The organism is Streptomyces sp. NPDC021225 (assembly GCF_044332865.1).
In the GTDB taxonomy this organism is placed as follows: domain Bacteria; phylum Actinomycetota; class Actinomycetes; order Streptomycetales; family Streptomycetaceae; genus Streptomyces.
The window spans coordinates 1,122,699-1,135,062 of record NZ_JBIRPV010000003.1; the positions used below are offsets into that span (position 1 = coordinate 1,122,699).

At 71.8% G+C, this 12,364-nt stretch carries 9 protein-coding genes; 8 read left to right on the forward strand and 1 reads right to left on the reverse strand.

All coding sequences use genetic code 11. From position 1 onward, the window contains the following. Together yicI and ACH4S9_RS18345 are read left to right on the forward strand one after the other, a co-directional pair. Positions 1-2,319, forward strand: a complete 2,319-nt coding sequence (gene yicI / locus ACH4S9_RS18340; RefSeq protein ID WP_311721756.1) for an alpha-xylosidase — start codon at positions 1-3, stop codon at positions 2,317-2,319. Positions 2,320-2,504: 185 nt separating this feature from the next. After that, positions 2,505-3,785, forward strand: a complete 1,281-nt coding sequence (locus ACH4S9_RS18345) for an ABC transporter substrate-binding protein (protein ID WP_398372917.1) — start codon at positions 2,505-2,507, stop codon at positions 3,783-3,785. 7 nt (positions 3,786-3,792) lie between these two features. Here ACH4S9_RS18345 and ACH4S9_RS18350 read toward each other — a convergent pair whose 3' ends face one another. Continuing rightward, positions 3,793-4,278: a VOC family protein gene (locus ACH4S9_RS18350; RefSeq protein ID WP_311721758.1), complete on the reverse strand. Its 486-nt coding sequence runs from the start codon at positions 4,276-4,278 to the stop codon at positions 3,793-3,795. A 242-nt stretch (positions 4,279-4,520) separates the two neighbouring features. Here ACH4S9_RS18350 and ACH4S9_RS18355 point away from each other — a divergent pair, with 242 nt between their 5' ends. The 6 genes from ACH4S9_RS18355 to ACH4S9_RS18380 all read left to right on the forward strand — a co-directional run bounded on the left by ACH4S9_RS18355 (position 4,521) and on the right by ACH4S9_RS18380 (position 12,356). Next, the gene (locus ACH4S9_RS18355) at positions 4,521-5,630 is read left to right on the forward strand and encodes a LacI family DNA-binding transcriptional regulator (RefSeq protein ID WP_398372919.1); all 1,110 of its coding nucleotides are present in this window, start codon (positions 4,521-4,523) and stop codon (positions 5,628-5,630) included. A gap of 41 nt (positions 5,631-5,671) precedes the next feature. Next, complete coding sequence (locus ACH4S9_RS18360; RefSeq protein ID WP_311721760.1) at positions 5,672-7,270, forward strand: FAD-dependent oxidoreductase; 1,599 nt, start codon at positions 5,672-5,674, stop codon at positions 7,268-7,270. 85 nt (positions 7,271-7,355) lie between these two features. Next, positions 7,356-9,488, forward strand: a complete 2,133-nt coding sequence (locus ACH4S9_RS18365) for a hydantoinase/oxoprolinase family protein (RefSeq protein WP_398372922.1) — start codon at positions 7,356-7,358, stop codon at positions 9,486-9,488. Beyond that, positions 9,485-10,036, forward strand: a complete 552-nt coding sequence (locus ACH4S9_RS18370) for a hypothetical protein (protein WP_311721763.1) — start codon at positions 9,485-9,487, stop codon at positions 10,034-10,036. The genes ACH4S9_RS18365 and ACH4S9_RS18370 overlap by 4 nt, the downstream gene beginning before the upstream one ends. 3 nt (positions 10,037-10,039) lie before the next feature. Next, positions 10,040-11,326, forward strand: a complete 1,287-nt coding sequence (locus ACH4S9_RS18375; RefSeq protein ID WP_398372924.1) for a transporter — start codon at positions 10,040-10,042, stop codon at positions 11,324-11,326. Positions 11,327-11,351: 25 nt separating this feature from the next. Continuing rightward, a complete protein-coding gene (locus tag ACH4S9_RS18380) occupies positions 11,352-12,356 on the forward strand; it encodes a hypothetical protein (RefSeq protein ID WP_385338553.1) in 1,005 nt (334 codons plus the stop codon). The last annotated feature ends 8 nt before the right edge of the window (positions 12,357-12,364 follow it).

Here is a 12,364-nt window from a genome sequence, read left to right on the forward strand (position 1 = left end):
ATGAAGTTCACCGACGGCTACTGGCAGATGCGGCCGGGCGTGACGGCCCGCTATGCCACCTCCGTCGCCGACGTGGACGTCGCCGACGACCGCTTCACCCTCTACGCGCCGGTCACCCGCGTCCGGCACCGCGGCGACACGCTCAACGGCCCGCTGGTGACCGTGGAGGCGTGGTCACCCGCCGAGGGCGTTATCGGTGTACGGGTGTGGCACCACGGCGGCACGCGCCCCCGCACCCCGGCGTTCCCCCTTAACCCCGACCCGGACGGCGGTCATGCGAAGACCGCTCGCGAAGGCTCGACGGTCGAGCTCGTTTCGGGCGCGCTGTCCCTCGAAGCCGACACCGAGGGCTCCTGCACCCTCAGGTTTGTCTCCGGCGGCAAGGTCATCACCTCGCTCGGCCCCCGCGACCTGGGCTTTGTCACCGACGCCGACGACCGCCACTACATGCTGGCGAAGATGTCGCTCGGCGTCGGCGAGACCGTGTACGGCCTCGGCGAGCGCTTCACACCGTTCACCAAGAACGGCCAGAGTGTCGACATCTGGCAGGCCGACGGTGGCACCAGCAGTGAACAGGCCTACAAGAACGTGCCGTTCCACCTGAGCAGCGGTGGCTACGGCGTTTTCGTCAACCACCCGGGCAAGGTGTCCTACGAGATCGGCTCCGAGAACGTCGGCCGGGTCCAGTTCAGCGTTGAGGATCAGTCCCTCGAGTTCTTCGTCATCGCCGGACCCGCCCCGAAGGACGTGCTGCGCCGCTACACCGGTCTCACCGGCCGGCCCGCGCTGCCGCCGGACTGGTCGTTCGGGCTGTGGCTGTCGACCTCCTTCACCACCTCCTACGACGAGGAGACAGTCGCCCGGTTCGTGGCGGGCATGGCCGAGCGGGACATCCCGCTCAGCGTCTTCCACTTCGACTGCTTCTGGATGCGGGAGTACCAGTGGTCCGACTTCATCTGGGACCCGGCGGTCTTCCCTGATCCCGAAGGGACGCTGTCCCGGCTGAAGGAGCGGGGGCTGCGCGTCTGCGTCTGGATCAATCCGTACATCGCGCAGAAGTCCCACCTGTTCGCCGAGGGCATGGCAGCCGGCTATCTGCTGAAGCGGCCGAACGGTGACGTCTGGCAGTGGGACAAGTGGCAGGCCGGAATGGGCATGGTGGACTTCACCAATCCCGCCGCCCGCGAGTGGTACGCCGCCAAACTGCGACACCTCCTCGGCCAGGGAGTGGACGCCTTCAAAACCGATTTCGGCGAGCGGGTGCCGACCGAAGACGTCGTCTGGTTCGACGGCTCGGACCCGGAGCGCATGCACAACTACTACACCCAGCTCTACAACGAGACCGTCTTCGACCTGCTGGTCGAAGAGCGCGGCGAGGGCGAGGCGGTGCTCTTCGCCCGTTCCGCCACCGCCGGCGGCCAGCGCATGCCGGTCCACTGGGGTGGCGACTGCGAGTCGACGTTCGAGGCGATGGCCGAGTCGCTGCGCGGCGGCCTGTCCCTCGGCCTGTCGGGCTTCGGCTTCTGGAGCCACGACATCGGCGGCTTCGAGGGCACCCCGCCGCCGGCCGTCTTCAAGCGGTGGGTGCAGTTCGGCCTGCTCTCCTCGCACAGTCGGCTGCACGGCAGCAAGTCCTACCGGGTGCCGTGGGACTACGGCGAGGAGGCGGTCGAGGTCACCCGTGACTTCACCCGGCTGAAGCACCGGCTGATGCCGTATCTCTTCCACGCGGCGGTCGAGGCCAAGGAGTCCGGCACACCGGTGATGCGGGCCATGCTGCTGGAATTCCCCGAGGACCTGAGCACCCACTCGCTCGACCGTCAGTACATGCTCGGCGCGGATCTGCTGGTGGCCCCCGTCTTCAGCGAGGACGGCACGGTCGAGTACTACGTGCCGGAGGGCAGCTGGACCAATGTGATCACCGGCGAGCGGGTCAGCGGTCCGGGCTGGAGGCGCGAGCGGCACGGTTTCCGGACGCTGCCGCTGCTGGCCCGGCCGGGCTCGGTGGTCCCCTTCGGCGCGGTGGACGACAGCCCGCGATCCGATTGGGCGGACGGCGTGACACTCCATGTGTACCCGGGCGGGGCCGACGGCTCCGTGACCGTCACCACCATCCCCGCACGGTCGGGCACCGCGGCCGCGGTCTTCACCGTCCGGCGTTCGGGCGGCGAGACCGTCATCGAGACCGAGAGTGAACTGCCCTGGAACGTCGTGGTCGTGGGGGCCACCCCGGCCGATGACGCCGGGGCGCACCCGGCCGGGCCACTGTACGCGGCCCCGCCCGGTACGCACCGCCTGGTCGTTCCGGCCGCCATGTGAGCATGGGCCGGGCCCGGCTGACAGAGCGGGCCCGGCCATGATCGCGGAGGCCTCCGTGGCGCGGCGAGGGTGATGTCCAGCCGGCCGTCAGCGACCTGGAGTCGTGTCGCGGCCGGTTCGCCGTACCCGTGGGCGAGGGTGGGTGCGACGGACACGCTGCGCGCGGAGGATGGCGGAGGAATCTCATGGTCACCATCAGAGCACTGCGGCGCTCGGCCGGGTTTGTCGCCGCCGCGCTCGTCCTGACCGCCTGCGGCTCCTCAGGGGGCAGCGACTCCGGGGAGCAGGCCGGGGACCCGTCGTTCGAGGGCCGGGGCCCCATCACGTTCGTGGCCGGCAAGGACACGACGGGCACAGTCCAGGCGGCGCTCGATCGCTGGAACAGGCTGCACCCCAAGGAGCAGGTCAGCTTCATCCAGCTGCCGACGGACGCCGACTCGCAGCGCCGGGAGATGATCCAGAACGCGGAGACGAAGTCCGACGCCTACACGGTGCTCTCCCTCGACGTCGTGTGGACCTCGGAGTTCGCCGCCCACCGGTGGATCGAAAAGCTGCCCGAGAACCAGTTTCCCCTGCGGAAGATGCTGAAGCCGGTGGTGGAGACGGCTGAGTATCGTGGCGCCCTGTACGCCGTGCCGTTCAGTTCGGACGGCGGTCTGCTGTACTACCGCGCCGATCTTCTGAAGAAGGCCGGCATCGCGGGGCCCCCGACGACCTGGTCGCGGATGAAGGCGGACTGCGCCAAGGTGAAGAGGCTGCCCGAGGCCAAGGACATGTCCTGCTACGCAGGGCAGTTCCGGAAGTACGAGGGCCTGACGGTGAACTTCTCCGAGGCCGTGCAGTCGGCCGGCGGTGTCGTGACCGACGCCGGCGGCAAGCCGGACGTCGACACCCCTGAGGCGAAGAAGGGCCTGGACTTCCTGGTCGGCTCCTTCAAGGACGGCACGATTCCCAAGGAGGCCCTCACCTACCAGGAGGAGGGCAGCCGTCGGGCGTTCCAGTCAGGGAAGCTGATCTTCCTGCGCAACTGGCCGTACGTGTACTCCCTGGCGCGGAAGAGCAATGTGGCGGGGAAGTTCGCGGTCGCGCCGCTGCCCGGTCTGAACGGGCCCGGCTCCGCCAGCCTGGGCGGGCACAACCTGGCCCTTTCCTCCTTCGCCAGGAACAAGGCCACGGCGATGGACTTCATGAAGTTCTTCACCAGCCAGGACAGCGCGAGAACGTTCCTCAAGGACGCCGCCTTCGCTCCGCCCTACGCTGCGCTGTACGACGACGCGTCGCTGACCAAGGAGTATCCGTACCTGCGCGTCCTCAAGCAGTCCATCGAGACCGCGGTGCCGCGTCCGCGCGTCGTGCGGTACGGCGAGGTGACCTCGGCCATCCAGCAGCAGGCATACGCCGCCCTGACCGGCGTCAAGAGCAGCGAGCAGGCGCTGAGGACCCTGCAACAGGACCTGCGGAAGTAGTACGGAGCTACGGCGCGGCGGGCCGCACCTGCTCGGCGCTCTCCAGGGGGTCCACCATGCGCATGACCTCGCCGGGCTCGTGCGAGGTGTGTTCCTCCATGGTGTAGAAACGCACCTCGTGGCCGTCGGGGTCATGCAGCGACGGCAGCACCCATCCGCGCAGGCCGCGCCAGACGCCGCCGTGCGGCTCGCCAAGCGCCTCCAGGCGAGCGGCGAGCGCCTCGATCGCGGCGCCGTCGGGCACCGCGATGGCGAAGTAGTCGAAGCCGGCGGCGGCCTCCGCCCGGTCCGGGGCGAGCCGCAGCGCCAGGTCCGGTCCGCCGGCCGGATGGCTCAGCACGATCTCGATCAGCACCCCCTGCTCGAGGAACTCGGCTGCCCGCTGGTAGCCGAGCGTGCGCCCGTACCACGCCTCGGAGCGGGCGAGATCGCGTACCGGCAGCTTCAGGTGGTGGACGCCGACGAGGCTCGGGATGTCGGCTTCCACGCTCATGGCTCACCTCAGGACGGGTCGGCTCGGCACTCGGGAGTCGAGATCGATCATGACCAGCTTGCCTTTTTCCTCCGGCTTCCGCACCCGCTGCGACCTTCTTCGCCTCCGTCAGCAGGCACCGCGGTTCGCAAAGTTGCCGCACACGTCTTGACCTACTCCGCGCGCCACCCGCAGAGTGCTCGGTAATGCGCATAGGTAATGCGCATTACCAATGGTTCAGCGGTGGCGAGAAGGAATCAAGCGTGGAGCAGTCGAGGAAACGGGCGAAGCCGGGACGGAATCCGGGCTCGGGCAGCCGTACGTCACGCCCGCGGCAGGCCGAGGTGGCTCAGCTCGCCGGAGTCTCGCAGGCCACGGTGTCGCTGGTGCTGTCGGCCCGCACGGACGGCAAGGCGGCGACGATCTCCGAGGAGACCCGGCAGCGCGTCCTCGACGCCGCCCGCAGCCTCGGATACACGCACGACCCGGCCGCGCGGCGGCTGGCCGCCGCCCGCAACAACCTCCTCGGCGTCTTCAGCTTCACCGCGACGTTCCCGACGGACGTGCAGCACTCGTACTACCCGTTCCTCGTCGGTGTGGAGCAGGAGGCCGCCGCCCGCGGCTACGACCTGGTGCTGTTCACCGGGTCGAGCAGCGGCGGCGCGGGCGCGGCCGGGCCGGACGCGTTGAGCCGGGTGCGCCTGGCCGACGGCTGCCTCTTCCTCGGCCGCCACGCGCCGGGCGCCGAGCTCAAACGGCTCGTGGCCGACGGCTTCCCCGTGGTCCACCTCGGCCGCCGCGAGCAGGGGGAGGGGCCGGCCTGGGTCGGCGCCGACTATGTCAGCGCCAGCCGCGCCGTCGTGGAGCACCTGGCGGCCCTGGGTCACCGGCGCATCGTCCTGGTGCGCGAGGACGACGACGCCCCGGCGTCCGCGGACCGTCAGCGGGGCTTTCTGGAGGGGCTGGCGGCCGTCGGTGCCGAGGCGGGGCCGGAGGCGGTGCTGCGCTGCGCCGACCCGGCGGGCGAGGTGACGGCGGAGCGGGTGCGCGCGCTGGTCGCGGACGGCGTGACGGCGTTCGTCGCGGAGGAGACGGACACCGGCGCGGCCTGGCGCGCGCTGGACGCCGCCGTCCGGGAGGCGGGGCTCAGCTGCCCGGGGGACGTCTCGCTCGGGCTGCTCGGCGGCCCGCCGCCGGACTTGGCCGCCGCGCCCGTACCCATGGGGTTCGACGTGCCCCGGCACCAGCTCGGCGCGGCCGCCGTCCGGCTCCTCGCCGCCCTGGTGGCCGGTGAGGAAGCCCATGAACCGCTGGTGGCCTGCGAGTTCCGCACCGGCGAGACGGCGGGCCCGCCCGGTCCGCGGCGGCCATGACGCCCCCTGACGAACACTCGGACACGAGAACAAGGAGCACTGTGACAGCGGAAACGGACATCCTGATCGTCGGTGGCGGCCTCGGCGGGGTCGCCGCCGCGCTCGGTGCCTGCCGGGCGGGCCGACGTGTCGTGATGACCGAGGAGACGGACTGGATCGGCGGTCAGCTCACCGCGCAGGCGGTGCCGCCGGACGAGCACCCCTGGGTGGAGCAGTTCGGTACGACGGCGTCGTACCGGGCGCTGCGCGAGGGGATCCGGGCCTACTACCGGCAGTGGTACCCGCTGCGCGCCGAGGCGCTGGGGCTCGCGGAGCTGAACCCGGGAGCGGGCAGGGTCAGCAAGCTGTGCCACGAGCCGCGGGTGGCGCTCGCCGTCCTGGAGAGCCTGCTCGCCCCGTACCGGGCCGCGGGCCTGCTGACCGTCCTGACCGAGCACCGCGCCGTGTCCGCCGAGACGGACGGCGACCTGATCCGCGCGGTGACCGTGCGCGACCTGCGCGGCGGCGCGCTGACCACGTTCACCGCCCGGTACGTCGTCGACGCCACCGAGACCGGTGAACTGCTCGACCTCGCCGATGTGGAGCACGCCAACGGGGCCGAGGCGCGGGACGAGTTCGGCGAGCCGCACGCCCCCGCCGAGGCGCGGCCCGACAACCAGCAGGGCATCACCGTGTGCTTCGCGCTCTCCCACCACGAGGGCGAGGACCACACCGTGGACCGGCCCGAGGACTACGACTTCTGGCGTGCCTACCGACCCGACTTCTGGCCGGGTCCGCTGCTCGGCTTCGAGGCGCCCGACCCGCGCACCCTGGAGCCCGTGGCCCGCACCTTCGTGCCCAACCCGGACCTCGACCCGCTGGCGGTCAGCGCCGACCAGAGCGCCGACGCCGGGGACAAGGAGCTGTGGGGGTTCCGCCGGATCCTCGCCCGCAAGCTGCACCGGCCGGGCGCCTTCGGCTCTGACATCACCCTCGTCAACTGGCCGCTGAACGACTACTGGCTGAAGCCCTACGTCGGGCAGGAGGTCGAAGCCCTGCGCGGGGCACGCCAGTTGTCGCTGTCGGTGCTGTACTGGCTTCAGACGGAGGCGCCGCGCGCGGACGGCGGCACCGGCTTCCCGGGGCTGCGGATCCGCCCGGACGTCACCGGCACCGCGGACGGTCTGGCCAAGGCGGCCTACGTGCGCGAGTCGCGGCGCATCAAGGCGGTGACCACGGTCGTCGAGCAGGACGTCGCGATCGACGTGGTCGGCCCGTACGGCGGGACCCGCTACCGCGACTCGGTCGGGGTGGGCGGTTACCGCATCGACCTGCACCCCTCCACGGGCGGCGACACCTACATCGACGTCGGCTCCGTGCCGTTCGAGATCCCGCTCGGCGCGCTGGTGCCGCGCCGGGTGCGGAACCTGCTGCCCGCCGGCAAGAACATCGGCACCACCCACATCACCAACGGCTGCTACCGGCTGCACCCGGTCGAGTGGAACGTCGGCGAGGTCGCGGGCGCGCTCGCCGCGCACTGCCTGGACGAGGGCGTGGAGCCCCACCAGGTGCAGGCCGACGACAAGCGGTTCGAGGAGTTCGGCCGCCTCCTGGACCGGGCGGGTGTGCAGCGCCGCTGGCCCGACGTCCGCGGCTACTGACCCCGTCCGACAGCACTTCCACGTTCTTCCGGCCCCCCACGTCATCGACCACGCAAGCACGTCAACACACAAGGAGGTGCCCGCCATGACACCAGACCGCCGCATCCGCGTCGGCATCGACGTGGGTGGCACGTTCACCGATGCCGTGGCGGTGGACGCCGCCACGCTCACGCTGGTGGGCCAGGTGAAGGTGCCCACCAGCCACCACCACGAGGACGGCGTCGCCCACGGCATCGTCCAGGCGCTCGAACAGCTCCTGGCCAAGGTCGACCGGACGGCGGGCGACGTGGTGTTCCTGGCACACGGCACGACCCAGGCCACCAACGCCCTGCTGGAGGGCGACGTGGCCACGGTCGGGCTGATCGGGATCGGCGGCGGGCCCGGCGCGGTGATCACCCGGCGGCTCGCCGCCTTCGGCAAGCTCGAACTCACCCCCGGCAAACGGCTTCCGCTGGCGTACGCCCACGTGGCCGACCCGTCCCAGGAGGCCGAGGTGCGCGCGGCCGTGGAGCGGGTGCGCGCCGAGGGGGCCGAGGTGCTCGTCGCCACGGAGCCGTTCGGCGTGGACCGGCCCGAGGGCGAGCAGGCCGTGCTCGACGCGGCCCGGTCCACGGGGCTGCCGCTGGCCGCCGCCCACGAGATCACCTCGATGTACGGGCTGCACAAGCGGACCCGGACGGCGGTGGTGAACGCCGCGATCCTGCCGCGGATGCTGGCGACGGCCGATCTGGTGGACGCGTCCATCACGAAGGCCGGGGTGACCGCGCCGCTGATGGTGATGCGCTGCGACGGCGGTGTGATGTCGCTGGACGAGATGCGCCGGCGTCCGCTGCTGACGATCCTGTCGGGCCCGGCGGCAGGCGTCGCCGGGGCGCTGATGCAGGAGCGGATCAGCGAGGGCGTGTTCCTGGAGACGGGCGGTACTTCGACCGACATCAGCGTGGTGCGGCGGGGAAAGGTGGCGGTGCGCCACGCGACGATCCTCGGCAGGACCTCCTATCTGAGCGCCCTCGACGTCCGCACGGTCGGGGTCGGCGGCGGTTCCATGGTGCGGGTCTCCGACGGGCGGGTGACCGGCGTCGGTCCGCGCAGCGCGCACATCGCCGGCCTGCCCTACGCCTGCTTCGCCTCGCTCGACGATCTGCGGGACGCCCGGGTGGCGACGATCCGGCCGATGACAGGTGACCCGGACGACTACCTGGTCCTCGACGCGGCGGGCGGCCGGTTCGCGGTGACGATGACATGCGCGGCGAACGCGCTCGGGCGGGTCGGGGAGGAGGACTTCGCGCGCAGCGACCAGACGGTCGCGCGGGCCGCCCTCGCCCCGCTGGCCGCCGCCCTCGGCACGGATGTGGCCGGTGCGGCCCGGGCGGTCCTCGACGCGGGGACGGAGCAGGTCAGGTCGGTGGTGGACACCATGATCCGCGACTACCGCCTGGACCGGGACACGGTACTCGTCGTCGGCGGGGGCGGCGGCGCGGCGGCGGTGACCCCGCACCTGGCCGCCTCCGCCGGGCTCGAAGGGCGCATCGCCCGGCACAGCGAGGTGATCAGCCCCGTCGGGGTGGCGCTCGCGCTGGTGCGCGAGCAGGTCGAGCGCATCGTGCCCGGCGCCACCCAGGAGCAGATCCTCGCGGTGCGCGCCGAGGCCGAGCGGGCCGTCGTCGCACAGGGCGCCGCCGCCGACGGCGTCGAGGTGGAGGTGACCGTCGACCCGCAGACCAACACCGTGCGGGCGGTCGCGACGGGCGCCACCGAGCTGCGCACCCAGGACCGGGCGCACCGCGCCGACGCCGACGAGCGGCTGCGCGCGGCCGCCACCAGCCTCAAGGCGCCGGAGACACGTGTGCGGACGCTGGCCGGTACGGACGCGTACACGGTGTACGGCACCGAGGTGCGGCGCCGGTTGCGGGCGGACCGCCATCCGGTGCGGGTGGTGGACGCGGACGGCGTGGTGCGGCTCGGCGCGGCCGACGCGCGGGTGGAGGTCATGACGGTGGGAAGCTCCGGCGAGGCGCTTGCCGCGCTGGTCCGCGACGCGACCTCCTACGGCGACGGAGGCGTACGGGCCCCGGCCGTGCGGCTTCTGGTGGGCGGCCGGATCGCGGACCTCTCCGGTGTCCTGGAGCCCGAGGCGCTGCTGGCCCTGGCCCGCACCGAGCTGCGTCCGCGCGGCACCGAGGAGCCGGTCGTCGCCGTCGTGGAGTCGCGGACATGAGCGATGACCACGATGTGGACCTCGCGGTACGGCTGCTCGGGGGAACACCCACGCATGAGGGCCGCGATCCCGTGCTGCTGCGCCACTGGGCGGTGACGGCGACGGAGTTCGGCCGCCGGATGACCCCGCGTGTCGAGGCCGTACGGGTCGTGGAGCGGGACGGCGGACTGGACGCCGGGCTGCTGGCCCGGTACCGGTCCCGGCCGCCGGTGGTCGAGGTGTACGTCGACACCGTCGAGCGGGCCGAGCGGCTGGTCGCCGAGCGCGGATGGCGGGACTGGTACCCCGCGGGGTCGGTGCGCGCGGCGGCGCTCGCCCACGAGCGCGCACACGCCTGGCTGCACCACGCCGCGGTGCGCGCCGAGTTCAAGCGGGCGCTGGGCCACACGGCACTGCGGCTCGGGCGGCGCCGGCTGTACGCGTACGTCGCGGGCGCGGACGAGATCGCCGCGCACGCCTACGCCCACGCCGCCTGCGGCCTGGGCCGCAGCCCCCTGCTGCTCACGGAGGCGCTGGCCGCCGCCGTGTCCTGTGAAAGCGAGAACTGATCGATGGGTGTCGTCATTCTGCTCGTCATGGCCGCGGGGGTCGCGGCCATGCTCAGCCGCAAGCTGCCCACGGCGTTCGCCCTGGTGCTGTTCGCCGTGGTGATCGCGTTCCTGGCGGGTGCGCCGCTCTCCGGCAAGGGCAGCGTGCTCGACACGGTGCTCCAGGAGGGGGCGCCCGCGCTCGCCGCCACGATGATCGCGATCCTGCTGGGCTCATGGCTCGGCAAGCTCCTGGAGGAGACCGGTATCGCCGGCACCCTGGTCCGCAAGATCGTCGAATTCGGCGGCGACCGGCCGGTGTTCGTGGCGCTCGGCGTGCTCGCCGTGTCGGCGCTGGTCGGCACCGTGACCGGATCGGCGCCCGCGGCGATGCTCGCCGGTCTGATCGGTATCCCCGCGATGATCGCGGTGGGCATCCCGAAGGTGACGGCCGCGGGCACGGTCCTCATGGGGATCGCCGTCGGCGTGCCCTTCGAACTGCCGGTGTGGCAGTTCTTCTCCACCGCCCTGGAGCTGCCCGTCGACACGGTGCGCGGCTTCATGGTGAAGCTGTTCCCGTTCGCGCTGGTGGCCGCCGTCGCCTACGTCCTCGTGGAGTCCCGGCGCCGCGGCGTCGAGCACACCTGGTCCCTGAAGTCGGTGCAGGCCCGGCCGTCGCGCGGCGACCGCCGCCGGCTGCTCGGCGACGCCCCCTGGTACGCCCTGCTCACCCCGGCGGTCCCGCTCACCCTCGCCCTCGGCCTGGACGTGGCCATCATCCCCTCGCTGCTGGGCGGCGTGCTGTACGCGCTGGTGACGACGACCCGGCCGCGGGAGATGAACCGCCGCCTGCTGCGCACCCTGTACGGCGGGTTCGAGGTGGCCGCACCGCCCATCACCCTCTTCGTGGCCATCGGCATCCTGCTCGCCGCGGTGAAGCTGCCCGGCGCCATCGACGCCCTGCAACCCCTCGTCAAGGCCGTCAGCCCGCAGAACGCCGTGCTGTTCGTCCTCGTCTTCACCCTGCTGGTGCCGCTGTGCCTGTTCCGCGGCCCCCTGAACGTCTTCGGCCTCGGCGCCGGCATCGCGGGCGTCCTGGTGGCCACCGGCATCTACCCGGCCGTCGCCGTCCTCGGCATGACCGCCTCGTACAACCAGGTCTTCGGGGTATCCGACCCGACCAGCACCCAGACCGTGTGGAGCGCCCAGTACGCGGGCGTCTCCCCGCACCAGGTGATGGTGCGCACCCTGCCCTACGTGTGGGCCGTGGCCTTCGGTGGCCTGTGGGTCACCGCCGCCACCTACCTCTGACAGCAACCGACTTCAGGAGCCGATCATGCATGAGCCGCAGTCCGGCCCGGACCGCCGGATGTTCCTGCGCGCCACCGCCCTCTCCGGCGCGGCGCTCACGTTCGGCGGGCTGGCGACGCCCTCCGCGTCGGCCGCGCCCGGCGGATTTCCCGACTACACCTACGTCCGCACGCTGCTCACCCCGTCGCAGCTGAAGTACAACCCGACGGGCGAGATCATCTTCCCCACCGTGCGCGGCGTCTACGACAAGCTCTCCTCGCCGCTGGGCCGCTACTACCTGTACTACGCGCCGCACGACGCGCCCGGCGGCATCTGCCTGGCCTACGGCGACTCCATGGAGGGCCCGTTCACCGAGTACCCGGACAACCCGATCGTGTCCAACAAGTGGGACCCGCACTACTCGGTCACCCATGTCTCCTCGCCGCATGTGCTGTGGAACCAGGACGCCAAGGAGTTCTGGCTGTACTTCCACGGCGAGAACACCACGACCCGGCTCGCCCGGTCGAAGAACGGGGTGGACTTCACCTACGACAAGGTGGTGCTGACGACGTCGATGATGCCCGCGGGCACCAGCGAAACGTCCTACGCCCGGGTGTTCCGGTACGACCTGCCCTCCCGCGGCGCCCGCTACGTCATGCTGTTCATGATCAACAACACCACCGACCACCGCGACATCGGCTGGGGCTGGTCCGCTGACGGCCGTAACTGGACCTTCGCCCAGACACCCCTGGTGCGCCACTCGGACGTGGGCGCGGTGAACATCGGCGGCCCGCACCTGCTGACGCGCGACGGCTCCGCGTTCGTCGTCTACAACAAGGACAAGTCCAGCGGTGGCGACATGATGATCACCGAGGTGGGGGCGGACTTCTCGCTCCGCAAGCACCTCGGCGTCTTCTACAACTCCCGCTCCGCGCCGCCCGACAACGGGCGCTCGGCGGCTCCGACCTTCGGCACGGACGGCGGCGTGCCGTACATGGTCTACGAGGCCGGGGAGCGCCTCGCCGGCTCCATCGCGGTGGCCCGGGGCTGAAGGGCGGC

What these genes read in the sequence shown, in the direction of transcription:
- yicI (WP_311721756.1), top strand. Translation starts at nt 1, where the DNA reads ATGAAGTTCACCGACGGCTACTGGCAGATGCGGCCGGGCGTGACGGCC.
- ACH4S9_RS18345 (WP_398372917.1), top strand. Translation starts at nt 2,505, where the DNA reads ATGGTCACCATCAGAGCACTGCGGCGCTCGGCCGGGTTTGTCGCCGCC.
- ACH4S9_RS18350 (WP_311721758.1), bottom strand. Translation starts at nt 4,278, where the DNA reads ATGAGCGTGGAAGCCGACATCCCGAGCCTCGTCGGCGTCCACCACCTG.
- ACH4S9_RS18365 (WP_398372922.1), top strand. Translation starts at nt 7,356, where the DNA reads ATGACACCAGACCGCCGCATCCGCGTCGGCATCGACGTGGGTGGCACG.
- ACH4S9_RS18370 (WP_311721763.1), top strand. Translation starts at nt 9,485, where the DNA reads ATGAGCGATGACCACGATGTGGACCTCGCGGTACGGCTGCTCGGGGGA.
- ACH4S9_RS18375 (WP_398372924.1), top strand. Translation starts at nt 10,040, where the DNA reads ATGGGTGTCGTCATTCTGCTCGTCATGGCCGCGGGGGTCGCGGCCATG.
- ACH4S9_RS18380 (WP_385338553.1), top strand. Translation starts at nt 11,352, where the DNA reads ATGCATGAGCCGCAGTCCGGCCCGGACCGCCGGATGTTCCTGCGCGCC.